At 69.1% G+C, this 21,931-nt stretch carries 20 protein-coding genes and 1 pseudogene; 8 read left to right on the forward strand and 13 right to left on the reverse strand.

Features of this window, described 5'->3' with window-relative positions:
• From DDF67_RS25785 to DDF67_RS17425, 10 genes and pseudogenes are all read right to left on the reverse strand, one after another.
• Positions 1 to 171: pseudogene (locus DDF67_RS25785) on the reverse strand (hypothetical protein); the annotation flags it as partial.
• Positions 172 to 502: 331 nt separating this feature from the next.
• The gene (locus tag DDF67_RS17385) at positions 503 to 766 is read right to left on the reverse strand and encodes an ATP synthase F1 subunit epsilon (protein WP_109102112.1); all 264 of its coding nucleotides are present in this window, start codon (positions 764 to 766) and stop codon (positions 503 to 505) included.
• Positions 766 to 1,017 (reverse strand): hypothetical protein, encoded by a 252-nt coding sequence (locus tag DDF67_RS17390; protein WP_058347723.1) that lies wholly within the window; start codon positions 1,015 to 1,017, stop codon positions 766 to 768. Before DDF67_RS17390 ends, DDF67_RS17385 begins: the two co-directional genes overlap by 1 nt.
• On the reverse strand, positions 1,017 to 2,642 hold the full coding sequence (gene atpD, locus DDF67_RS17395) for a F0F1 ATP synthase subunit beta (RefSeq protein ID WP_109102113.1): 1,626 nt from the start codon (positions 2,640 to 2,642) through the stop codon (positions 1,017 to 1,019). Before atpD ends, DDF67_RS17390 begins: the two co-directional genes overlap by 1 nt.
• 52 nt (positions 2,643 to 2,694) lie before the next feature.
• A complete protein-coding gene (locus DDF67_RS17400) occupies positions 2,695 to 3,570 on the reverse strand; it encodes a F0F1 ATP synthase subunit gamma (protein WP_109102114.1) in 876 nt (291 codons plus the stop codon).
• Positions 3,571 to 3,605: 35 nt separating this feature from the next.
• Positions 3,606 to 5,138 carry a F0F1 ATP synthase subunit alpha gene (atpA, locus tag DDF67_RS17405; RefSeq protein ID WP_109102115.1) on the reverse strand — a complete coding sequence of 511 codons (1,533 nt, stop codon included), beginning with the start codon at positions 5,136 to 5,138 and terminating at the stop codon, positions 3,606 to 3,608.
• Positions 5,139 to 5,199: 61 nt separating this feature from the next.
• Entirely contained in the window at positions 5,200 to 5,754 is a 555-nt protein-coding gene (locus DDF67_RS17410) for a F0F1 ATP synthase subunit delta (protein WP_109102116.1), read from the reverse strand.
• Between the two features lie 218 nt (positions 5,755 to 5,972).
• Positions 5,973 to 6,209, reverse strand: coding sequence for a hotdog family protein (locus tag DDF67_RS17415; RefSeq protein WP_109102117.1), 237 nt, complete (start codon positions 6,207 to 6,209; stop codon positions 5,973 to 5,975).
• Positions 6,210 to 6,357: 148 nt separating this feature from the next.
• Positions 6,358 to 6,678, reverse strand: coding sequence for a CC_3452 family protein (locus DDF67_RS17420; RefSeq protein ID WP_109102118.1), 321 nt, complete (start codon positions 6,676 to 6,678; stop codon positions 6,358 to 6,360).
• 228 nt (positions 6,679 to 6,906) lie between these two features.
• Positions 6,907 to 7,332: a hypothetical protein gene (locus DDF67_RS17425; RefSeq protein WP_233247689.1), complete on the reverse strand. Its 426-nt coding sequence runs from the start codon at positions 7,330 to 7,332 to the stop codon at positions 6,907 to 6,909.
• Positions 7,333 to 7,475: 143 nt separating this feature from the next.
• Here DDF67_RS17425 and DDF67_RS17430 point away from each other — a divergent pair, with 143 nt between their 5' ends.
• From DDF67_RS17430 to DDF67_RS17445, 4 genes are all read left to right on the forward strand, one after another.
• Positions 7,476 to 8,126, forward strand: a complete 651-nt coding sequence (locus DDF67_RS17430; RefSeq protein WP_109102119.1) for a LemA family protein — start codon at positions 7,476 to 7,478, stop codon at positions 8,124 to 8,126.
• A 1-nt stretch (position 8,127) separates the two neighbouring features.
• On the forward strand, positions 8,128 to 8,949 hold the full coding sequence (locus DDF67_RS17435; RefSeq protein ID WP_408608620.1) for a TPM domain-containing protein: 822 nt from the start codon (positions 8,128 to 8,130) through the stop codon (positions 8,947 to 8,949).
• Positions 8,949 to 9,650, forward strand: coding sequence for a TPM domain-containing protein (locus DDF67_RS17440; RefSeq protein WP_109102120.1), 702 nt, complete (start codon positions 8,949 to 8,951; stop codon positions 9,648 to 9,650). Before DDF67_RS17435 ends, DDF67_RS17440 begins: the two co-directional genes overlap by 1 nt.
• A gap of 94 nt (positions 9,651 to 9,744) precedes the next feature.
• Positions 9,745 to 10,932 carry an acetyl-CoA C-acyltransferase gene (locus DDF67_RS17445; protein ID WP_109102121.1) on the forward strand — a complete coding sequence of 396 codons (1,188 nt, stop codon included), beginning with the start codon at positions 9,745 to 9,747 and terminating at the stop codon, positions 10,930 to 10,932.
• 78 nt (positions 10,933 to 11,010) lie between these two features.
• Here the strand turns inward: DDF67_RS17445 and DDF67_RS17450 are convergent, their stop codons facing one another.
• Complete coding sequence (locus DDF67_RS17450; RefSeq protein WP_109102122.1) at positions 11,011 to 12,966, reverse strand: sulfatase-like hydrolase/transferase; 1,956 nt, start codon at positions 12,964 to 12,966, stop codon at positions 11,011 to 11,013.
• Between the two features lie 279 nt (positions 12,967 to 13,245).
• On the opposite strand from DDF67_RS17450, the gene DDF67_RS17455 reads away from it, so the two are divergent.
• Together DDF67_RS17455 and DDF67_RS17460 are read left to right on the forward strand one after the other, a co-directional pair.
• The gene (locus tag DDF67_RS17455; RefSeq protein WP_109102123.1) at positions 13,246 to 15,255 is read left to right on the forward strand and encodes a methyl-accepting chemotaxis protein; all 2,010 of its coding nucleotides are present in this window, start codon (positions 13,246 to 13,248) and stop codon (positions 15,253 to 15,255) included.
• A gap of 184 nt (positions 15,256 to 15,439) precedes the next feature.
• On the forward strand, positions 15,440 to 17,014 hold the full coding sequence (locus tag DDF67_RS17460; protein WP_109102124.1) for an MDR family MFS transporter: 1,575 nt from the start codon (positions 15,440 to 15,442) through the stop codon (positions 17,012 to 17,014).
• Between the two features lie 172 nt (positions 17,015 to 17,186).
• Here DDF67_RS17460 and DDF67_RS17465 read toward each other — a convergent pair whose 3' ends face one another.
• Positions 17,187 to 19,349 (reverse strand): primosomal protein N', encoded by a 2,163-nt coding sequence (locus DDF67_RS17465; protein ID WP_109102125.1) that lies wholly within the window; start codon positions 19,347 to 19,349, stop codon positions 17,187 to 17,189.
• A 145-nt stretch (positions 19,350 to 19,494) separates the two neighbouring features.
• Between DDF67_RS17465 and DDF67_RS17470 the strand changes: the two genes are divergently transcribed.
• Positions 19,495 to 20,175, forward strand: coding sequence for a DUF484 family protein (locus DDF67_RS17470; protein ID WP_109102126.1), 681 nt, complete (start codon positions 19,495 to 19,497; stop codon positions 20,173 to 20,175).
• Between the two features lie 142 nt (positions 20,176 to 20,317).
• A complete protein-coding gene (locus DDF67_RS17475; RefSeq protein WP_109102127.1) occupies positions 20,318 to 21,235 on the forward strand; it encodes a tyrosine recombinase XerC in 918 nt (305 codons plus the stop codon).
• Positions 21,236 to 21,237: 2 nt separating this feature from the next.
• On the opposite strand, the gene DDF67_RS17480 is transcribed toward DDF67_RS17475, so the two are convergent.
• Positions 21,238 to 21,873 carry a hypothetical protein gene (locus DDF67_RS17480; protein ID WP_109102128.1) on the reverse strand — a complete coding sequence of 212 codons (636 nt, stop codon included), beginning with the start codon at positions 21,871 to 21,873 and terminating at the stop codon, positions 21,238 to 21,240.
• Between the last annotated feature and the right edge of the window lie 58 nt (positions 21,874 to 21,931).

Consider the following 21,931-nt stretch of genomic DNA (forward strand, 5'->3'; position numbering starts at 1 on the left):
GCCGGCGGCGGGCGCCGGGACGACGGGCGCGGCTTGATCGGCAGGCGCGGCCTGATCAGCGGGCGCGGCGGCCGGGGCGGGAGCCGGGGCGGCGGCGGGAGCGGGCTGCTCCTGGGCGACGGCGGTCGAAACGACGCCGAGGGCGATCAGGCTGGCGAGCGCAAGGCGCATAGGTCGGATATCCCCTAGAGACTGGAGGTCGGCATTAAAACCGACAGGCGTTCCCTCGCAACCCTTATGGTGGCCGATTGCGGCGCAGATGGGGTCACAAACGTAATTTTTTCGATCGGAGGCCTCCGATCCTTCTCCCCTTGCGGGAGAAGGTGGCGACCGAAGGTCGACGGATGAGGGGTCGAAAGCCATTTTCGGAAGGATCTGAGAGACCCCTCACCCGACCTCGCGACGCGAGGCCACCCTCTCCCGCAAGGGGAGAGGGACAAAAGAAAACGCCCCCACCCTTTCGGATGGAGGCGCTTTCGAACTCTTCGGACAGAAGCGGCTCTTACGAGGCCACTTCCACCGCGTGCTCGGCCAGGATCGTGAAGCCGTCGGGACCGACGTCCGCGAAACCGCCCTGGATGTCGAACAGCTTGACGGTCGCGCCGTCGCGGACCGTCACCCGGCCCTCGCGCAGCGTGGTCATGAACGGGGCGTGGTTCGGCAGGACGCCGAAATCGCCTTCCGTGCCCGGAGCGTCGACCTGGTCGACGTCGGCCGAGAACAGTTCGCGCTCGGGCGCGACGAGGGAGAAGTGCAGCTTGGCCATCAGTCGTAGGTCTCCACGGCGCCCAGGGCCGCTTCGATGTCTTCGTCGGTCTGGATCTCGGTGCCGCAGAACGGACAGAAGCGGATGGTGGTCAGGACCGTGCCCGTCTCGCCATCGGCTTCCCGTTGACCCAGGTTCAACAGGATCAGGCCGCTATCGTGCTCGATGAGGGAGGCCTCGGCGTCCGAAGACACCGCGTCCTCCAGCTCGTCGCAACAGAAGTGGGCCAGATCGCCGTCTTCCTCTTGCATCAGGCTTCCGCCGCCATCTTCTCGGCCTTGGCCACGGCTTCCTCGATCGGGCCGACCATGTAGAAGGCGCCTTCCGGCAGGTGGTCGTATTCACCGTCCACGATGCCCTTGAACGAGCGGATCGTGTCCTTCAGCTGGACGAAGGCGCCCGGCGTGTTGGTGAACTGCTCGGCCACGTGGAACGGCTGGCTCAGGAAGCGGCTGATCTTACGGGCGCGGGCGACCGTCAGCTTGTCCTCTTCCGACAGCTCGTCCATGCCGAGGATGGCGATGATGTCCTTTAGGGCCTTGTACTGCTGGAGCACTTCCTGGACGCGGCGAGCGACCGTGTAGTGCTCTTCGCCGATGACCAGCGGGTCCATGATCCGCGAGGTCGAGTCCAGCGGGTCGACGGCCGGGAAGATGGCCTGGGCGGCGATGTCGCGCGACAGAACGGTGGTGGCGTCCAGGTGGGCGAACGAAGCGGCCGGGGCCGGGTCGGTCAGGTCGTCGGCGGGAACGTAGATGGCCTGGACCGAGGTGATCGAACCCTTGTTGGTCGAGGTGATGCGCTCCTGCAGGTTGCCCATCTCGGTGGCCAGGGTGGGCTGGTAGCCCACGGCCGAGGGGATGCGGCCCAGCAGAGCCGACACTTCGGCGCCGGCTTGGGTGAAGCGGAAGATGTTGTCGACGAACAGCAGCACGTCCTTGCCTTCTTCGTCGCGGAAGTATTCCGCGATCGACAGGCCGGTCAGGGCGACGCGGGCGCGGGCGCCCGGGGGTTCGTTCATCTGGCCGTAGACCAGGGCGCAGCGGCTGCCTTCGGTCGAGCCGTTGTTGGCCTTCGGGTCGACGTTGACGTTGCTCTCGATCATCTCGTGATAGAGGTCGTTGCCTTCGCGGGTGCGTTCGCCCACGCCGGCCAGAACCGAGTAACCGCCGTAAGCCTTGGCGATGTTGTTGATCAGTTCCTGCATCGTCACGGTCTTGCCGACGCCGGCGCCGCCGAACAGGCCGATCTTGCCGCCCTTGGTGTAGGGGCACATCAGGTCGATGACCTTGATGCCGGTGACCAGCACTTCAGCGGTGTTGGTCTGCTCGGCGAAGGTCGGGGCGTCGCGGTGGATCGGGCGCGACAGGTCCGACTGGATCGGGCCCTGCTCGTCGATCGGCTCGCCGATGACGTTCATGATGCGGCCCAGCGTGCCCGGACCGACCGGAACGCGGATGGCTTCGCCGGTGTCGCGCACGGCCTGGCCGCGGACGAGACCTTCGGTGGCGTCCATGGCGATGGCGCGGACGGTGTTCTGGCCCAGGTGCTGGGCGACTTCGAACACCAGGCGCTGGCCGGTGGCGGTGTTGGTGGTCTCGACGGCGTTCAGGATCGCCGGCAGGGCGCCGGTGAACTCGATGTCGACGACGGCGCCGATGATCTGAACCAGCTTGCCGGTGGCTTCGCCGGCCACCGGAGCAGCAGCCGTCGGGGCGGCGGCGGCCTTCGGAGCGGCCGGCTTCTTGGCGGCCGGAGCCTTGGGAGCAGCAGCAGCGGCCGGAGCGGCGGCGGCGGCCTTCGGGGCGGCGGGCTTCTTGGCGGCGGCCGGCTTTTCAGCGGCGGCTTCGGGAGCCTTAGCAGGGGTCTTGGCCATGGCGTGCGGGTCTTTCGTGCGTCTCTGCGTGCGTTTTTGGCGTTAGGCTAGATCAGACGGCTTCGGCGCCGGAGATGATCTCGATCAGCTCCTTGGTGATCTGGGCCTGGCGGGAACGGTTGTACTCGAGGGTGTAGCGCTTGATCATGTCGCCCGCGTTCCGCGTGGCGTTGTCCATCGCCGTCATCTGGCTGGCGTAGAAGCCGGCCATGTTGTCGAGCAGCGCCGACAGGATCTGGACCGTCAGGTTGCGCGGCAGCAGGGTCTCGAGGATGGCCTCTTCCGAGGGCTCGTACTCGTAGACCGCGGCCGGACCGGACGCGGGCTCGCCGCCCTCGACCACGGCCGGGATCAGCTGCAGCGCGGTCGGAACCTGCTGCACCACCGAACGGAAGCGGCTGTAGAACAGCGTGACGACGTCGATGTCGCCGGCTTCGTAGAGCTTGGTGACGACGTCGGCGATCGGCTGAGCGACCGACAGAGTGATCTGGCGGTAGGCCGACAGGTCGAAGTTCTCCACCACCTTGTCGCCGTAGGGGCGCTTCAGCTGGGCGGTCACCTTCTTGCCGACGCAGACGATCTTCACGTCCTTGCCCTGGGCGATCAGCCCGTCGATGTGGGCGCGGGCCGCGCGCACGATCGACGAGGTGAAGCCGCCGGCCAGACCGCGGTCCGCAGCAGCCACCACCACCAGGTGACGGTCGTCGCGGCCGGTGCCGGCTAGCAGCGCCGGAGCGCCGTCGCCCGACACGCCGGTCGCGAGATTGGCGATGACGCTGGCCAGACGCCGGGCGTAAGGACGGGCGGCTTCGGCCGCGTCCTGGCTCCGGCGCAGCTTGGCAGCCGCCACCATCTGCATCGCCTTCGTGATCTTTTGCGTCGCTTTGACGCTCGAGATCCGATTGCGCATTTCCTTCAAGCTGGCCATTCGGCGCTACTCTCTCCGAGCGGTTCCGAGGGGGCTTAGGCGAAGGTCGACGAGAAGGCCTCGAGCGCGCTCTTCAGCGACGCTTCCAGGTCCTTGTCGAGGGCCTTCTTGGTGGCGATGCCGGTCAGCAGGTCCTGGTGCTGGCTGTGCAGGCGGGCCAGGAACTCGGTCTCGAAGCGACGCACCGACGAGGTCGGGATCTTGTCGAGATAGCCGCGGGTGCCGGCGTAGATCACGCAGACCTGCTCTTCGACCGACAGCGGCGCGTATTGCGGCTGCTTCAGCAGCTCGGTCAGGCGCTCGCCGCGAGCCAGCATCTTCTGGGTCGAGGCGTCGAGGTCCGAACCGAACTTCGCGAAGGCGGCCATTTCACGATACTGGGCCAGCTCGCCCTTAATCGGACCGGCGACCTGCTTCATCGCCTTGATCTGGGCGGACGAGCCGACGCGCGACACCGAGATGCCGACGTTCACGGCCGGGCGGATGCCTTGGTAGAACAGGTCGGTTTCCAGGAAGATCTGGCCGTCGGTGATCGAGATCACGTTGGTCGGGATGTAGGCCGACACGTCGTTGGCCTGGGTTTCGATGATCGGCAGAGCCGTCAGCGAGCCCGAACCGTTGTCTTCGTTCAGCTTCGCGGCGCGTTCCAGCAGGCGCGAGTGCAGGTAGAACACGTCGCCCGGATAGGCTTCGCGGCCCGGCGGGCGGCGCAGCAGCAGCGACATCTGACGGTAGGCGACGGCTTGCTTGGACAGATCGTCATAGATGATCAGGCCGTGCAGGCCGTTGTCGCGGAACCACTCGCCCATGGCGCAGCCGGCGAACGGGGCCAGGTACTGCAGCGGGGCCGGCTCCGAGGCCGAGGCCACGACGACGATGGTGTATTCCAGGGCGCCGTGCTCTTCCAGGGTCTTGACGATCTGGGCGACGGTCGAGCGCTTCTGGCCGATGGCGACGTAGACGCAGTAGAGCTTGGCGCTCTCGTCCTTGCCGGCGTTGGCGGCCTTCTGGTTCAGGATGGTGTCGATGGCGACGGCGGTCTTGCCGGTCTGACGGTCGCCGATGATCAGTTCGCGCTGGCCGCGGCCGACGGGGATCAGGGTGTCGATCGACTTCAGTCCGGTCTGCACGGGCTCGTGCACCGACTTGCGCGGGATGATGCCCGGGGCCTTCACGTCGACGCGGCGACGCTCGGTGTACTGGATCGGGCCCTTGCCGTCGATCGGCTCGCCCAGCGGGTTGACGACGCGGCCCAGCAGGCCCTTGCCGACCGGCACGTCGACGATCTCGCCGAGGCGGCGGACTTCGTCGCCTTCGCGGATCTCGGCGTCAGCGCCGAAGATCACGGCGCCGACGTTGTCGCGCTCGAGGTTCAGGGCCATGCCCTTCACGCCGGCCTTCGGGAATTCGACCATTTCACCGGCCTGGACGTTGTCCAGGCCGTAGATGCGGGCGATGCCGTCACCCACCGACAGGACCTGACCGACGTCCGAGACGGCGGCTTCCTCGCCGAAGTTGGCGATCTGCGACTTGAGGATGGCCGAGATTTCGGCGGCGCGGATATCCATGGCTGGGTCGGGCTCTTTCTTGAGGCTCTCTGCGTACGTACGTTTTTGCGCGGTTATACGCTTAGGCGCGCTTGAGGGCGAATTTCAGGGAATCGAGCTTCGAGCGAACCGAAGCGTCGAACAGTCGGGAACCGACGCGCACCTTGACGCCGCCCAGGATGGACGGGTCGACGCGGGTCGAGATTTCAGGGGTCTGGCCGAGCGCGCTCGACACGGCGGCCGTGACGGCCTTCAGCTGGGCGGCGCTCAGCGGAGCGGCCGAGGTGACCTCGGCGGCGACCACGCCGCGGTGCTTGGCCGACAGCGCCACGAAGGCGTTGATCGCGCCGATCAGCTCGGCGGCGCGGCCGTTGGTGGCGATCAGGCCCAGGAACTTGGCAGTCAGGATATCGAAACCGGCCTTTACGGCGACGGCGGTCAGGCCCTTGGCCTTGTCCTCGGCCGAGAACGCCGGCGAGTCGAGCAGACGGCGCAGGTCGGCGCTGTCGGCGATCAGACCCTTCAGGGCCTTCAGGTCGCTCTCGACCTTCGCCAGGTTGCCGCCTTCGATCGTCAGTTCGAACAGGGACTGCGCATAACGCTGACCCGCATCCGTCGCCTTGGTTTCTTCCGCCACTTGTTCCGCCCGGTGTGCGTTGCAATCGCCGCGGAAGAGAAGCTGCCCCCTCTTCCCGACTTAAAGACTTGTTAGCGCTTGAGAAAAGCGCACGGGCGGCCCGCGCTCACACGCTGCCCTTCCCGAAGCCCGGCGCCTGATAACACGGGGTGTTCGCAGTCGCAACCAAGCCGAGGTGATCGTGTTCGGCCAAGTTCGCGAAAAAATGTGTTTATCCGTCAGACGTTGACGCGGCGGAACACGGCCGAGGCCGCACCAGCCAGAGACCCGTCGGCGGCGCGGGCCTCGGCCTGGGCGAACACAAGGCTGCGCGTGGCCCGCTCGACCCATCCGCGGGCGCTTTCCCCGGCCTGGCCTCGCCCCGCGTAATCGATCGTGACCGACACGGGCGCGGCGTCGGCGCCGGCGGCCTGGCGCAGGGCCTCTTCGAGCTGGACGGTCAGAGACTGGGTCATGCCGAAATCTAATCCTTGCAGTGAAGAGGAATAAGGCCGGGCGAAAGAAAAAGGGCGGCGGAAGCGCTCCGCCGCCCCATCAGGCGAATGTTCGAGGAAACAGCCAGAGAAAGACGCCTCTGGGGGGCACGCTTACGAATGGAGGACCTCAGGCGGCCTTGGCCGAGGCGTTGCAGCGCTCCAGCTCTTCGGCGGCCAGGGCCTTGGCGTCGCCGCCGAAGGCCGAGACCCGGCCGGCCTCTTTCGCCAGCGCCTTGCACGAGGCGACGCTGAGGGCCCGCGACGGGGCCGAGGTGGCGACGCAGGCTGCGTCCTCGCAGACGAAGACGGCGCCGCCGGCGACGATCTTGGTCTTGGCCAAGACGGGCTTTTCGAGGGTGACCACCAGGCGGCCATCGGCCAGGGCGGGAACGGCGACGAGCGCGGAAACGGACAGGGCGGCGACAGCCGCCAGGGCGCGGAGCTTCATGGGAAAAGCCCTCCAGCTTCGGGGATGATGGAATGATCGATGATCGCGGCGTAAGCTGTACTGGCCGCCCGGTCCCGCGGGATGCTGTCCTTCATGGACATGGCGCCGGTATCCCCACCGACGCCTCGAAACCGAACTAAGCACTGCTTAGATATCAGCGTTCAGAAATCGCGCAAGCCGATTTTCGTTCGCGTGCGCATATTTTTTCGAAACTGAGATTTCCGGCTTTCAGAGCCCGAGGATGGAGTCGATCCGGCTCTCGGCCTTGGCGTGGATGGCGCGGTCCTGGACCATGCCTTCCATGCGGGCGAAGCGGCCGTCCTTGCCGGCCTTGCGGCGCAGACCGTCGGCGGTGACCACCACCGGCGGCCGGCGGGCGTCGGTCAGTCCGCCCAGCAGGGCGGCGAACACCGCGCCGACGGCGGCGGCGAGCACCGGGCCGGCGAAATCGATGGCGGTCTCGCCGAAGATGGCGTGCAGCTGGCCCAGCAGATGCTCGCGATTGACCTGCTCGGACAGGATCTGCAGCGACCACGCGGCGATCCCCTGCACCACGCCGGCGAGCACGACGGCGACCACCACCCCCACGAAGCGGGGGCGCCAGAAGAGCCCGAGCAGGGCTCCCACCAGGGCGAAGGCGACCATCAGGATCATGCGGGCGATCCTGAACCCGTCTGGTCAAGACGGAGTTAAGCCCCGCATGGACACGAGTTAATCCGATGCGCGGATGACGCGAGCCGGAGACGGGCCATATAAGTGCGATCGGCGGCCGCGAGCCGCCCTACGAGGGACCCTTCATGTCGCAGCTGCGTTCGCCGGCCCGCCTGGCCCTTGCCTCCGCCGCCATCGCCGTCTCCCTGGCCGGCTGCGGGATCAACACCATCCCCACCCAGGACGAGAAGACCAAGGCCGCCTGGGCCGAGGTGCAGAACCAGTACCAGCGCCGCTCGGACCTGATCCCCAACCTGGTGGCCACCGTGAAGGGCTACGCCGCCCAGGAGAAGGACGTCCTGACCTCGGTGACCCAGGCCCGCGCCAGCGCGACCCAGGTCAAGGTCGACGCCTCGACCATCACCGACCCGGCCGCCTTCCAGAAGTACGCAGCCGCCCAGGACCAGCTGACCGGCGTGCTGGGCCGGCTGATGGTTATCCAGGAGCAGTATCCGGACCTGAAGTCGAACCAGAACTTCCTGGCCCTGCAGAGCCAGCTGGAAGGCACCGAGAACCGCATCACCATCGCGCGGCGCGACTACAACGAGACCGCGCGGGTCTACAACACGTCCCTGCGCACCTTCCCGACCATCCTCTGGGCCAAGACCGTCTATGGCGGCCAGAAGCCGGCCCAGCTGTTCGAGGCCTCGGCCGCGGCCCAGACCGCCCCGACCGTCAGCTTCGACGCCCCCGCCGCCCCCACGCCTGCTCCGGCCCAGCCGGCCCCGGCGCACTAGGGTGACGGCGACCACCGTCCAACGCCTCCCCCGCGGGCGGGGGAGGAACTGGCTGACCGTCCTCGCCTTCGCGGTCGTCACCCTTATTGTTTCCGCCACCGCCGCACTGGCCGCCCCGACCTTCCCGCCGCTGAGCGGCCGGGTGGTCGACCAAGCGAACATCCTGTCGCCCCAGGCCGAGCAGCAGCTGACCGACCAGCTGGCGACGCTGGAGAAACAGACCGGCCGCCAGCTGGTGGTCGCCACCCTGTCCAGCCTGCAGGGCTACGAGATCGAGGACTACGGCTACCAGCTCGGCCGCGCCTGGGGGATCGGCGAGAAGGACAGGAACACCGGCGCCCTGCTGATCGTCGCGCCCGCCGAGCGCAAGGTCCGCATCGAGGTCGGCTACGGCCTGGAGCCGGTGCTGACCGACGCCCTGTCCAGCGTCATCATTCAGAGCGCCATCCTGCCCCGCTTCAGGGCGGGCGACATGGAGGGCGGCATCGTCGCCGGGACCGACGCCATCGTTAAGCAGCTGTCCCTGCCCGACGGCGAGGCCAGGGCCCAGGTCGCCCAGGCCGCGGAAGGCGAGCGCCAGGACGGCGGCGGCGGCGTGCCCATCGTGGCGATCTTCATCGCCGTGATCGTCGGCGTCATGATCCTGCGGGCGATGTTCGGCCGGCGCCGGCGGCGCAGCGGCCTGGGCGCGGCCGTGGGCGAGGCCCTGCCCTGGATCCTGATCAACGCCCTCAGCAGCAGCGGCCGCGGCGGCGGAGGCGGCGGCGGGTTCTCCGGCGGCGGCGGCTCGTTCGGCGGCGGCGGATCCTCGGGGAGCTGGTGATGGGCGACATTCTTACCAAGGCCGAGCAGGACCGCATCGCGGCCGCCGTGCGCGCGGCCGAGGCCGCCACGATCGGCGAGATCCGTTGCGTGATCGCTCCGCGCGTCGTCCCCGATCGCCCCGCCCCGGTGCTGGCCTGGGCGGCGGGCGCGGCCCTGCTGCTGCCGGCCCTGGCCCTGCTGGCCGGCCTGCGGCCCGAGGCGCTGACACGCCTGTTCGGCGGCTGGAGCGTCGGCCACGCCGCCGCCCAGGACGGCGCGATCCTGTCGGCGCTGCTGGTCTACCTGGCCTTGCAGGCGAGCGTGTTCGCCCTGGCGGCGGCGGTGCTGTCGATCCCGGCGATCCGCGTCCGGCTGCCCACCGGCGAGAACGCCCATCAGCGCGTGCATCGCGCCGCCGAGCACTATTTCCTGTCCAGCGACCTGCGGGCCACGGAAGGCCGCACCGGCGTGCTGATCTTCGCGGCCCTGGCCGAGCATCATGTCGAGGTGCTGGCCGACGAGGGAATCCACGGCCTGGCGCCTAAGGACGCCTGGAGCGGCGTGGTCGCCGAACTCGTGGCGGGCCTGAAGGCCGGCGACGTGGCCGACGGCTTCGTCGCCGCGGTCGGCCGGGCCGGCGCGATCCTGGCCGAGCATGCGCCCCGCCCCGCTGGCGACGACCGCAACGAGCTGTCCGACGCCCCGACCATCCTGCGCTGAACCCAGGCTTACGCTTACGTGATCTTCCCCCCGGCGAATTTCCGGCCTACGGTGACGGCAATTCAAACTAACGTTTAAACAGGGAAGAAGCGCCATGCGCGAAGCGGTCATCGTCTCCTACGCCCGGACGGGCTTGGCCAAGTCCAATCGCGGCGGCTTCAACAACACCCACGGCGCGGCCATGGCCGGCCACGCTATCCAGCACGCCGTCAGCCGCGCCGGCCTGGAAGGCGCCGAGGTCGAGGACGTGGTTCTGGGCTGCGGCGGCCCCGAAGGCGCCACCGGCATGAACGTGGCGCGCAACGCCGCCATCTGGGCCGGCCTGCCGGTGACCACCTCGGGCCAGACCGTCAACCGCTTCTGCTCGTCGGGCCTGCAAGCGATTGCGACCGCCGCCAACTACGTCCGCAACGACGGCGCTCCGGTGGCGATCGGCGGCGGGGTGGAGTCGATCTCGCTGGTGCAGGGCGGCGGCCACATGAACCGCTTCCACATCACCGAAGACAAGCTGATGAAGGAAAAGCCGGCCCTGTGGATGGCGATGATCGACACCGCCGACATCGTCGCCAAGCGCTACGGCGTCAGCCGCGAGTATCAGGACGAGTACGCCCTGCGCAGCCAGCAGCGGATCGCCGCCGCCCAGGCCGCCGGCCTGTTCGACGACGAGATCGTGCCGATGGCCACCAAGATGAAGGTGGTCAACAAGGAGACCAAGGAAGAGAGCCTGGTCGACTACGTGGTCACCAAGGACGAATGCAATCGTCCCGAAACCACCCTTGAGGGCCTGGCCAAGCTGGAGCCGGTCAAGGGTCCCGGCAACTTCATCACGGCCGGCAACGCCAGCCAGCTGTCGGACGGCGCGGCCGCCGTGGTGGTGATGGAGGCCAAGGAGGCCGCCCGCCGCAATCTGGAGCCGCTGGGCCTGTTCAAGGGCTTCGCCATCGCCGGCTGCGAGCCCGACGAGATGGGCATCGGTCCCGTGTTCGCCGTGCCGCGCCTGCTCGAACGTCACGGCCTGAAGGTCGACGACATCGACCTGTGGGAACTGAACGAGGCCTTCGCCAGCCAGTGCCTCTACAGCCGCGACCGCCTGGGCATCGATCCGGAGAAGTACAACGTCAACGGCGGCTCGATCGCCATCGGCCACCCCTTCGGCATGACCGGCGCCCGCTGCGCCGGCCACCTGCTGCTGGAAGGCAAGCGCCGCAAGGCCAAGCTGGGCGTGGTGACCATGTGCATCGGCGGCGGCATGGGGGCTGCGGGCCTGTTCGAGATCTTCTGATTTCGACCTGACCTTAGAGATAGAGAGCTCAGTCACCCCGGAGGCCCGCCTCCGGGGTGATGTCGTTTCGGGACGTCCTCAGCTGAGGTCCCGCGCCTCCAGCGCCGCCAGCAGGGCGGCCAGGCGGTCGACTTCAGGCTGCAGGGCCGGGTCGAGCCTCGCCTTGGGCGGATCGGCCTGCACGTAGACGAGGTTGGTCGTCTCGTTGGGATCGGCGACCAGGTCGTACATCTCCCACTCCTGACCCACCCGGCCGGACGGGTCGAAATAACGGGTCAGCTTGTGGGTCAGGGTGCGCAGCGAGCGAACATGGTTGGGCTGGCGCACCGAGCCGGGGGCGATATCGACCGGCGGCCGCAGCGGATTGCCCTTGCGCACCTTCTCGACCGCCGCGTCGAACACCGCGTACTCCTTCTCGCACTTGGTGTTGTGCGGGTTGTTGAGCGGCGGCGAGGGCGCAGTGATCTCGTCGTCGGTGATGAACAGCACGCCCTGCCGCTCGCTACCGTCCGGCTCGATCACCCGCTCGGTCTCGCCGCGGATCAGCGGCGCCAGGTTGGCGCCCGGCAACGGCGGCACGGGACGGGTCTTGGCCAGCACGGAAGCGATGGCGTCGCGCTCGGCCTCGCCCACGCCCGCCAGGCCCAGGATGGTCGGCACGATGTCGGCGTGGCTGGTCAGGGCCTCCTTGGCCAGAGGAACGCCGTCAGGCAGGCCGGCCGGCGCCAGTCCCGGCGGGAAGCGCACGACCACCGGCACGTGCAGCACCTCCTGATAGGCCGTGTGCCACTTCTCCAGCATCATGCCGTGGGCGCCGGCCATCTCGCCGTGGTCGGTTAGGAAGACGACGATGGTGTTGTCGGCCTGGCCCGTGGCCTCCAGCGTCTCCAGCACCGCGGCGATGTGGACGTCGACCACGCTGTGCAGCCAGCCATAGAGCTGGACAAAGGCCTTGACCCCGCCGCGCGGATCATCGGTCAGCTGGAACGGGATCGGCCCCTGCAGGGCAATGTCGGCGGCCGCCTCCAGGGCCTTGTCGGTGTCGGTGATCCCCATGCCGCGCGCGACGTTGAAGCCGGTCTTGGAATTGAGCGCCAGGCCCATCTTCCAGGCGTAGTCCTGCTGGGCCGAGGGCTTGGTCGACAGGTCCTCGTCCCAGGTCTGGGGAACTCGGCCGCAGTCCTGCGGGAAGCCGCCCGGGTTCAGCGGAACCAGGGCCGTGCCGCCATTGGGCGGCGGCGTCGCCTGGCCCTGCAGGGGCACGGTCAGCGGATTGAAGATCCCCTGCACGCCGCCGCCGTCGGGCGTGGGCAGGGCCTGGCCGATCACCGCCGGATAGGTGGCGATGTCGTGCGGATTGGTGAAGGAGGCCACGGCGAACCACGGCTTCAGGTTCGCCGGATCGGGACCGGAGGCGTACGGGTCGTGCGACTGGGCGGTGGCCACGGCGCGGTCGTAGTTCACCGCCAGGGCCTGGCGGCGGATGAAGGCGCAGGCGGTGTCGGAGAAGCCCGCGTCGCGATAGAGGCCCAGATTGTTGATCGCCGCCCCGTGCGGCTCGGGCCAGCTTTCCTCCCAGTCGTCGAAGCCGAAGTCCTCCAGCGAATGCCGGACCGGGTCGCTGACGTGCCACTTGCCGAAGTAGTGAGTGGTGTAGCCGGCCTGCCGCATCCAGTTGCCCAGGGTCGGGATGCCGCCTTCCGCCAGCCAGGGAAAGTTGGGCGAATCCCCGCTCTTGAACAGGCCGTCGGTCTGGGTCACGCCGGTGCGCGTACCGTACTGGCCGGTATAGATCACCGTACGGCTGGGCGTGCATGCGCTGGCGGCGATGGTGTGGTTGGCCAGCAGCACGGCGTTGTCGCGCAGGGCGGCAAGGCCGGGAAAATGCTGGATGTAGTCGTTGTCCGGCTTCAGCGGCTGGAAGCCCAGCACGTCCTTCAGCCCCTCGGCCAGGCCATGGGCGGCGCCGTACGAGAAGCGCGGAAAGCGATACTGGTCGCAGGTGATCAGCAGGATGTTGGGTCGCTTGGTCATGTCGGCCTCCCCTCGGACGCTCGTCGGCCCCGAATGTCGGGAAACTGACGCTGAAGTTGCGACACGACTGTGCTCGCCTTCACAGAAGCCCGATTTTCGCGCGCGCCCCCGGCAGGCGGAAAAATCACCGTTCGCCCTGCGACAAGGAGTCGCGCGTCTTGGGGAAAACGCCGCGCTTAACCACGCTTTTACCGCGCACCCTGATTTGTGGGTCCAAAGATGAAACACCTCCGCGAAGCCGAGTGCGCGCGGGAGGACGCTGAAAGCGGGACAGTCCTGATGAAGCTCGACGATCTGAAGATCGCCACCAAGGTGATGCTGCCGGCCATCGTGCTGGCGCTCGTCGCCGTCGCCTGCGTCGGCCTCGGCGTGTGGCAGCAAAAGAAGCTGGAAGCCGCCGCGTCCAACATCGTGCAGCAGCGCGCCCCGGCCGAACTGGAAATGGCCCGCTTCAACCGCCGCGTCGCCACTATCGGCTACGCCGCCTATCGCACCGTCGCCAACGAGGGCGCGTCCGACGCGGCCAAGCAGGCCTCGCAGGAGATCGACGACGCCCTGAAGAGCGGCAACGAGCGCCTCGACGCCGTGGTCAAGGCCGACCCGTCGACCGCCAAGGACGTCGCCGGCTTCCGCAACCGCTTCAAGAAGGTCTACGACAGCGGCCGCCAGGGCGCCGATCTTGGCCTGCAGGACGCCAACGAGGCCGGCATCATGGTCATGGCCGTGATCGACCCGGACATCACCGCCCTGACCAAGGACGTGTCCGACTGGACCGACAAGCACACCAACGACACCAAGGCGATCATCGGCAAGGCCCAGAAGGACGCCCAGACGGGCATCATCATCACCCTGCTGTTCGGCCTGATCTCGGCCGCCGCCGCCCTGGCCTACGCCGTGTGGATCGGCCGCGCCAAGATCTCGCGTCCGCTGGTCCAGCTGTCCAGGACCATGGAAATCCTGGCCCAGGGTTCGGTGGACGTCGAAGTCAACGGCGCCCAGCGTCGTGACGAGGTCGGCGCCATGGCCCGCTCGGTCCAGGTGTTCAAGGACAACGCCCTGGCCCTGCGCACCGCCGAGGCCGCCCAGCAGCGCGCCGCCGCCGAGACCGAGGCCGAGCGCCGCCGCAACGAACAGGTTCGCGAAGCCGCCGCCAAGGAGCAGGCCTTCGTGATGGAAGAGATCGCCACGGGCCTGAACCGCCTGGCCGAGGGCGACCTGACCTATCGCGTCGAGGCCAATTTCCCGGCCGACTACAAGCGCCTGCAATCGGACTTCAACGGCGCCATCGCCCAGATGGAAGAGGCGATGCGCACCATCGTCCACGCCGCCAACGGCATCGGCGCCGGCAGCGACGAGATCGCCTCGGCCGCCGACGACCTGTCGCGCCGCAGCGAGCAGCAGGCCGCCAGCCTGGAAGAAACCGCCGCCGCCCTCGACGAGATCACCGCCACCGTCCGCCGCAGCTCGACCGGCGCCCAGGAAGCCTCGCGCGTGGTCGGCTCGACCCGCGCCGACGCCGAACGCTCCAGCGTCGTCGTCAAGGGCGCCGTGGACGCCATGCAGCAGATCGAAAAGTCCTCGACCGAGATCAGCCAGATCATCGGCGTGATCGACGAGATCGCCTTCCAGACCAACCTTCTGGCCCTGAACGCAGGCGTCGAGGCCGCTCGCGCCGGCGACGCGGGCAAGGGCTTCGCGGTCGTCGCCCAGGAAGTGCGGGCCCTGGCCCAGCGCTCGGCCGAGGCCGCCAAGGAGATCAAGACCTTGATCTCGACCTCGTCGCAGCAGGTCAATCAGGGCGTGTCGATGGTCGGCCAGACCGGCGAGGCCCTGCAGGCCATCGTCAGCAAGGTCGGCGAGATCGACGCCCTGGTCAGCGAGATCGCGGCCTCGGGCCAGGAGCAGGCCACCGGCCTCAACCAGGTCAACGCCGCCGTCAACCAGATGGACCAGACCGTCCAGCAGAACGCCGCCATGGTCGAGCAGTCGACGGCCGCCAGCCACTCGCTGAAGGGCGAGGCCAACGGCCTGATGCAGATGATCTCGCGCTTCCAGGTCTCGGGCGCCGAAGCCCGCCGCGCCTCGGCCGGCGGTGGTTCGACCCGCCGCGCCGCGGCCCCGCCGCCCCCGGTCTCGCGTCCGGCCCCGGCCGCAGCCAAGCCGGCGGTGTCGCTGGCCGGCGCCGACAGCCGCCCGGGCGTCAATCCGGTCCGCTCGGCCCAGGCCAAGCTGGCCGCCTTCGCCTCGTCGGCCCCGGCCGCCAGCAGCGACGACTGGGAAGAATTCTGATCGCGTAACCGCCCCGCGTACTTGGGGGCGTAACCTCCCTGAACTTCCAGAACCCCGCCGGCCCGTCCGGCGGGGTTTTTGTTTGGGACCGCGAACGCCCGCCCCTCGACCTCTTGCGCGTTCCCTCTCCGCCTGCGCGGGCGAACCGTGCTAGGCGGGGCGACCACGCTGCACGGACCCTTGCATGACCGGCAACTTCACCGACGCCGAACGCCGCACCACCCTGGCCGGCCTGATGATCGTCTTCCTGCTCAGCGCGCTGGACCAGACGATCGTGTCCACCGCCATGCCGCGGATCATCTCCGAACTGCATGGCCTGACGCTCTATTCCTGGGTGACCACCGCCTACCTGCTGAGCTCGACGGTGATGGTGCCGATCTGGGGCAAGCTGGGCGATATCTACGGCCGCAAGCCCGTGCTCGTCGTCGGCATCTCGATCTTCATGGTCGGCTCGTGGCTGTCGGGCCTGTCGGGCGAGTTCGGGACCATCGCCGGCATGAGCGGCATGGTGCAGCTGATCGTCTTCCGCGCCCTGCAGGGGATCGGCGGCGGCGCGCTCTTCACCACCGCCTTCGCGATCATCGCAGACCTCTATCCGCCGCGCGAGCGGGGCAAGTTCGCCGGCATATTCGGCTCGGTGTTCGGGCTTTCCAGCGTGCTGGGCCCGCTGATCGGCGGCTATTTCACCGACCACGGCACGGTCACCCTGGCCGGCCACGTGATCGCCGGCTGGCGCTGGGTGTTCTACGTGAACCTGCCGCTGTGCCTGCTGTCGCTGTTCATGATCCTGGTGAAGATGCCGGCCCTGCCGCACCAGCGCTCGGGCGCCATCGACTTCCTGGGCGCGGCCCTGCTGATCGCCGCCTTCGTGCCGCTGCTGCTGGCGCTCAGCCTGGGCGGCCACGACATCGCCTGGGCCTCGCCCCAGAGCGTGGGCCTGTTCGTCGGCGCGGCCGTGGCGCTGGGCCTCTTCGTCTATGTCGAGAGCCGGGTGTCGAATCCGATCGTTCCGCTGCATCTCTTCAGGAACAAGACCTTCGTCACCGCCAACCTGGCGGCGTTCCTGATCTCCATGGCCTTCATGGGGGTGGCGGTGTTCCTGCCGCTCTACATGCAGCTGGGCCTGGGCGTCGACGCCACCACCTCGGGCCTGGCCATGCTGCCGCTGATGGGCGGTCTGATCGTCGGCTCGTCGGTGTCGGGCCAGCTGGTCACGCGCACAGGCAAGTACAAGCCGTTCATGCTGGGCGGGGCGGTGCTGCTGCTGGTCGGCGTGATCCCGATGACGCACCTGGCCGGAATCCAGCACCTCTATCTGCTGTGCCTGCTGCTGCTCGTGGTCGGCGTGGGCCTGGGACCCAACCAGAGCCTCTTCAACCTGGCCACCCAGAACGCGGTGTCGCCGCGCGACATCGGCGTGGCCACCAGCTCCAACCAGTTCTTCCGACAGATCGGCTCGACGGTGGGCGTGGCCGTGGCCGGAGCGCTGCTGACGACGCGGCTGGCCGCTTACGGCGGCGGCAAGCTCGACCTCGGCGCCCTGCAGGGCCTGGCGCTGGAAGGCGCGGCGCTGGGAACCGGCCAGCGCGACCCGGCGCTGGGCCAGGCGCTGGCCTTCGCCGTCAGCGGCGTGATGCAGGCGGCCCTGCTGGTCATCGTGCTGGGCGTGATCGTGATCTTCTTCGTCCCGGCCCTGCCGCTGCGCTCGCGGATGCCTGCGGCCGAGCCGGTGCTGGAGAAGGAAGAGGCCGTGGGCTGACGCCTTCGGGGCGCCGCCTATCTTTTCCTCCCCCGCTTGCGGGGGAGGGGGACCGCGAAGCGGTGGAGGGGGCGCGACCGGGCTAGGCGCTTCGTCCCTCGCCCCCTCCGTCACGGCGCTGATAGCGCCGCGCCACCTCCCCCGTTTCTCGGGGGAGGAGCAGGGCTCCGGATCAAAGGAAGCTGTACGGGTCGATGTCGATCGTCACCCGCACCGAGTTCGGGATCTTGGCCCGCGCGCGCCATGCGGCCATGAAGCCCGGCAGGTCGACATTGCGGCCGGCCCGCACCAGAAAGCGCTTGCGGCGGCGACCGCGCACCAGGCCCAGCGGCGCATCGGCCGGGCCGTAGACCTCCACGCCCTCGGCGTTTGGCGTCGCCGCGGCCAGGGTCTGGACATAGGCCTCCAGCGCCTCGGCGTCAGGACCCGAGGCGATCACCGCGGCCAGGCGTCCGAACGGCGGCAGGCCGGCCTCCTCGCGCATGGCCATCTCGGCCTCGACGAAGGCGTCGCGATCCTGGGCCTTCAGCGCCTGCAGCACTGCGTGTTCTGGCGAATAGGTCTGCAGATAGGCGCGGCCGGGCTTTTCATGACGACCGGCGCGCCCCGTCGCCTGGGCCAGCAGCTGGAAGGTGCGCTCGCCCGCCCGCAGGTCCCCGCCGCGCAAGGAGAGGTCGGCGTCGATCACGCCCACCAGGGTCAGGTTGGGGAAGTTGTGGCCCTTGGCGGCGGCCTGGGTGGCCACCAGGATGTCGATCTCGCCCGCCGCCATCGAGTCCACCAGCGCCCGGGCGCCTGCGGGATCGAACACCGTGTCCGACGAGAAGACCGCGATGCGTGCGTCGGGGAACAGGTAGCGCGCCTCCTCCTCCACCCTCTCCACCCCGGGACCGATGGAGACGAGACTGTCCTTGGCCCCGCAGTGCGGGCAGGCCTCGGGCTTCTTCATCGAAAAGCCGGTCAGGTGGCAGACAAGGCGCCCGGTGTAGCGGTGCTCGACCAGCCAGCTGTCGCTGTCGGGCGACTTCAGCTTCTCGCCGCAGGCCCGGCAGAGCACCAGCGGCGCATAGCCCCGGCGGTTGAGGAACAGCAGGGACTGCTCGCCCTTCTGCAGGGTCAGAGACACGGCCTTGACCAGGGTCGGCGAAAGCCAGCGGCCGGGCTCGGGCGGAGTGGCCCGCATGTCGATCAGGTGCACGTCGGGCAGTTGCGCCGTCCCGTGGCGCGCGCCCAGTCTCAGCCAGCGATAGCGGCCCTGATGGGCGTTCCACAGGCTTTCAAGCGACGGCGTGGCGCTGGCCAGCACCACCAGCGCGCCCTCGATCTTGGCCCTGGCCACCGCCAGGTCGCGGGCCTGATAGATGAAGCCCTCTTCCTGCTTGAACGAGCCGTCGTGCTCTTCGTCGACGACGATCAGCGCAAGGTTCGTAAACGGCAGGAACAGCGCCGAGCGGGCGCCGACCACGATGCGGGCCCGGCCGTCGGCCACGGCCTCCCAGGCCCGGCGACGGCGCGGCGGCGACACGCCCGAGTGCCACTCGATCGGGGCCGCGCCGAAGCGCTGCTCGAAGCGGCCCATGACGGCCTGGGTCAGGGCGATCTCGGGCAGCAGCACCAGCACCTGGGCGGCCGGATCGGCCTCCAGCGCGGCGGCGGCGACCTCCAGATAGACCTCGGTCTTGCCCGAGCCGGTGACGCCGTCCAGCAGCGCGGCCTGGAAGCCGCCGGCCGCCAGCATGTCGGCCATTTCGTCGGCTGCGGCCTTTTGACTCGGGTTCAGGGTCTGGGCCGGCAGGGTGAGGTCGGGCTGGGCGATGCTTTCGTCGGCGGCGACCAGAACGGGCTCCAGCGCGCCCTCGTCGACCAGGCCCTTGACCACCCCGGCCGAGACCCCGGCCTGGCGGGCAAGCTCCGCGGCGCTCAGCGGGCCGGCTTGCGCAGCGGCCAGCACCTTCAAGCGGGCCGGCGTCATGCGGCCGGGCTGGACGCCGGTCAGGGCGACGGCCTTTTCAGGCTTTGCCGGTGGATGGCGCAGACCGCGCAGGGCCATGGCCAGCGGCCAGCCAGGCACATCGACGCTGTAGCGCGCGGCCCATTCGACGAAGGTGATGACATTGGCCGGCAGGCGCGGATCGTCCACGCGGTTCAGCACGGGCTTGAGGCGGCGGTTGCCGCCGACGCCGTCGCGCAGGGCGGTGACCACGCCGCGCACGGTGCGCGGGCCCAGCGGCACCGACACGTGGTCGCCGACGGCCAGCTCCAGGCCCTCCGGCTCGGCGTAGTCGAAGGCCTCGGGCAGCGGCATGGGCAGCAGGACGGAGGCGATGCGCGGCATGAGACCCGCCTTCTGCAACGGAAACGTCGCCGCGTCGAGGCGCCTGGCGAGCGAAAGCCAACGCTGTCATCAAGCCGGCGTTAACCGAAACAGGGCTTCATCGGCCTCGCCTGACGCGTGCAGGTGAACCGATGTGTGAGGGGTCATGAGCGAATCCAGCCAGGCGATGGTCCAGCCGCAGATCGATCCCGATCTGGTCCGCGATTTCCTGCGTGAACAGCCCGATTTGCTGCGCGAGGACACCGACCTGCTCACCGACCTTGGCCTCAAGCTCGACACCGGCAACGTCGTCGAGTTCGGCCACGTCGCCATCGCCCGCGCCGCCGCCGCCCGCGAGCGCGAGGCCGAGGTGCGCAAGACCATCGAGGACACCGCCCGCGCCAACATGTCGGCCCAGGCCCAGGTGCACGCCGCGGTCATCGACCTGCTGGACGCCCGCAACCATTCGGATCTGGCCCGCCGCGTCGACGAGATGGCCGCCCTGCGCTTCAGCCTGGCCGCCGGCACGGTGGCCCTGGAAGGCCCCGCCCGCGTTCCCGCCGGCTGGCACGCCCTGGTCGACGGCCAGGTCGACATGATCATGGGCGACCATGGCGTGGCCCGCATGGGCTTCTTCGCGCCCGCGCTCGGCCTCTTCGGCGACAAGCTCGACACCATCCGCAGCATGGCCCTGGTCCGCATGGCTCTTTGGGAGCCCTCGCGCCAGGGCGTCCTGGCCTTCGGTTCCACCGACCCCGAAGCCTTCACCCCCGACATGGGCTCCGACCTCGTGGCCTTCCTCGCCCGCGTCGTCGAACGCACGGCCGAACGCTGGCCGGTTCCGTGATCCATAAATCCTCCCCCCTTGGGGGAGGTGGCCCAGAGGGCCGGAGGGGGGGCGTTCTCAGCTTCCGCGAAGCTGACAGCCCTTGCCCCCACTCCCCCCTCCGTCCGCTTCGCGGACACTTCTCCCATAGGGGGAGGACCTCGTGAGCTCCGCCCGCGAAGCCCTGGCCGCCTGGCTCGCCCATCTCGCCGACGAGCGCCGCGCCTCGCCTCGCACGGTGCGGGCCTATGGCGACAACGTTCTGGCCTATCTGAACTTCATCGAGGGCCATAACGGCGGCTCGCTCTCGCTCAAGGACCTCGGCGCCGTCTCGGCCGCCGACCTGCGGGCCTATCTGGCCTTCCGGCGTTCGGGCGATCATCCGCTGTCGCCGCGCTCGGTGAGCCAGTCGCTGTCTTCGATCCGCGCCTTCCACCGCTTTCTCGACGCTCGCCTTGAAACGCCCAACGCCGCCATCGGCCTGGTGCGCGGCCCGCGCATCAAGGTCGGCGCGCCGCGTCCGGTGTCAGAAGACCAGGCCCGCGGCCTGCTGGCCGAGATCGCGCTCGATCCCGACCGCGAGGACTGGGAGGCGGCCCGCGACGAAGCGGTGCTGACCCTGCTCTGGGGCTGCGGCCTGCGCATCTCCGAAGGGCTGTCGCTGACCCGCGCCGACGCGCCCCTGGCCGAGACCCTGCGCATCACCGGCAAGGGCGGCAAGACCCGGATCGTGCCGGTGCTCGACGCCGTGCGCACGGCGGTGGACGCCTATGTCACGGCCCTGCCCTTCGTGCTGTCGCCCGACGAGCCGCTGTTCCGCGCCAAGCGCGGCGGACCGCTGTCGCCGCGCCACGTGCAGGCGGCCATGCAGCTGCTGCGGGGGCGCCTGGGCCTTTCGGACCGCGCCACGCCCCATGCCCTGAGACACAGCTTCGCCACCCACCTGCTGGGCGCCGGCGCCGACCTGCGCTCGATCCAGGACCTCCTGGGCCACGCCTCGCTGTCGACGACGCAGCGCTACACCCAGGTCGACGCCGAAGGCCTGCTGGCGGCCTACGGCAAGGCCCATCCGCGCGCCTGAGACTAGACCCCAAGGTCCTTGCGCACGAAGCGGTAGGTCTCGCGCTTCTCGCAGGCGCAGGCCTTCATCTGGCCGTCGGGCGTCCACCAGACCAGCAGCGGATAGGCGAAGTTCACGCCGTTCTTCTTGAGCAGGGGGATCAGGTCCTCGACCGACTTGCGGCCGGCCTCGATGACGGCGGTGCGGGCGATGTCGCCGTCGGCCGGCTTGAGGCCCGGCGCCGCCCAGGCGTCGACCGGGGTGGCGTCCCACTTCTCCGACAACGCCCACGAGCGGTTGATCCACAGCTCGGCCACCGTCGCACGCTCGACCGGCGTCGATTTCGGCACGCCGTTGCGATCGGCGCGGGCGATCTCGATCAGGCGGGTGTCGATCCCGGCCTTGTGCAGGCGGGGGTACTCTTCCTTCTTGAAGCGGATGCAGTCGGGGCAGGTGCGGAAGCTGATCATGTAGAGCTTGGGGCCGTTCAGGCCGGGCGACACCCAGCCCGAGCCCTCGAGGATCCTGGCGATCTCGGCCTGGTTCTTGGTGATGGTCTTGGGCCGCCAGCGCAGCTCGAAGTTCCACCACGCGCCCCAGCCGGCGGCGATCACCACGACCACGGCGACGAGGCCGGCCCACAGCTTCCAGTTCTTCATCTCGACCGATCCTCTCGGGATTGTTCCCCTGGTGATAGGACGCCCCGCCCGCCCCGGC

The sequence above is a fragment of the Caulobacter endophyticus genome, assembly GCF_003116815.1.
In the GTDB taxonomy this organism is placed as follows: Bacteria; Pseudomonadota; Alphaproteobacteria; order Caulobacterales; family Caulobacteraceae; genus Caulobacter; species Caulobacter endophyticus.

What these genes read in the sequence shown, in the direction of transcription:
- DDF67_RS17385 (WP_109102112.1), bottom strand. Translation starts at nt 766, where the DNA reads ATGGCCAAGCTGCACTTCTCCCTCGTCGCGCCCGAGCGCGAACTGTTC.
- DDF67_RS17390 (WP_058347723.1), bottom strand. Translation starts at nt 1,017, where the DNA reads ATGCAAGAGGAAGACGGCGATCTGGCCCACTTCTGTTGCGACGAGCTG.
- atpD (WP_109102113.1), bottom strand. Translation starts at nt 2,642, where the DNA reads ATGGCCAAGACCCCTGCTAAGGCTCCCGAAGCCGCCGCTGAAAAGCCG.
- DDF67_RS17400 (WP_109102114.1), bottom strand. Translation starts at nt 3,570, where the DNA reads ATGGCCAGCTTGAAGGAAATGCGCAATCGGATCTCGAGCGTCAAAGCG.
- atpA (WP_109102115.1), bottom strand. Translation starts at nt 5,138, where the DNA reads ATGGATATCCGCGCCGCCGAAATCTCGGCCATCCTCAAGTCGCAGATC.
- DDF67_RS17415 (WP_109102117.1), bottom strand. Translation starts at nt 6,209, where the DNA reads ATGACCCAGTCTCTGACCGTCCAGCTCGAAGAGGCCCTGCGCCAGGCC.
- DDF67_RS17420 (WP_109102118.1), bottom strand. Translation starts at nt 6,678, where the DNA reads ATGAAGCTCCGCGCCCTGGCGGCTGTCGCCGCCCTGTCCGTTTCCGCG.
- DDF67_RS17425 (WP_233247689.1), bottom strand. Translation starts at nt 7,332, where the DNA reads ATGATCCTGATGGTCGCCTTCGCCCTGGTGGGAGCCCTGCTCGGGCTC.
- DDF67_RS17430 (WP_109102119.1), top strand. Translation starts at nt 7,476, where the DNA reads ATGTCGCAGCTGCGTTCGCCGGCCCGCCTGGCCCTTGCCTCCGCCGCC.
- DDF67_RS17440 (WP_109102120.1), top strand. Translation starts at nt 8,949, where the DNA reads ATGGGCGACATTCTTACCAAGGCCGAGCAGGACCGCATCGCGGCCGCC.
- DDF67_RS17445 (WP_109102121.1), top strand. Translation starts at nt 9,745, where the DNA reads ATGCGCGAAGCGGTCATCGTCTCCTACGCCCGGACGGGCTTGGCCAAG.
- DDF67_RS17450 (WP_109102122.1), bottom strand. Translation starts at nt 12,966, where the DNA reads ATGACCAAGCGACCCAACATCCTGCTGATCACCTGCGACCAGTATCGC.
- DDF67_RS17455 (WP_109102123.1), top strand. Translation starts at nt 13,246, where the DNA reads ATGAAGCTCGACGATCTGAAGATCGCCACCAAGGTGATGCTGCCGGCC.
- DDF67_RS17460 (WP_109102124.1), top strand. Translation starts at nt 15,440, where the DNA reads ATGACCGGCAACTTCACCGACGCCGAACGCCGCACCACCCTGGCCGGC.
- DDF67_RS17465 (WP_109102125.1), bottom strand. Translation starts at nt 19,349, where the DNA reads ATGCCGCGCATCGCCTCCGTCCTGCTGCCCATGCCGCTGCCCGAGGCC.
- DDF67_RS17470 (WP_109102126.1), top strand. Translation starts at nt 19,495, where the DNA reads ATGAGCGAATCCAGCCAGGCGATGGTCCAGCCGCAGATCGATCCCGAT.
- DDF67_RS17480 (WP_109102128.1), bottom strand. Translation starts at nt 21,873, where the DNA reads ATGAAGAACTGGAAGCTGTGGGCCGGCCTCGTCGCCGTGGTCGTGGTG.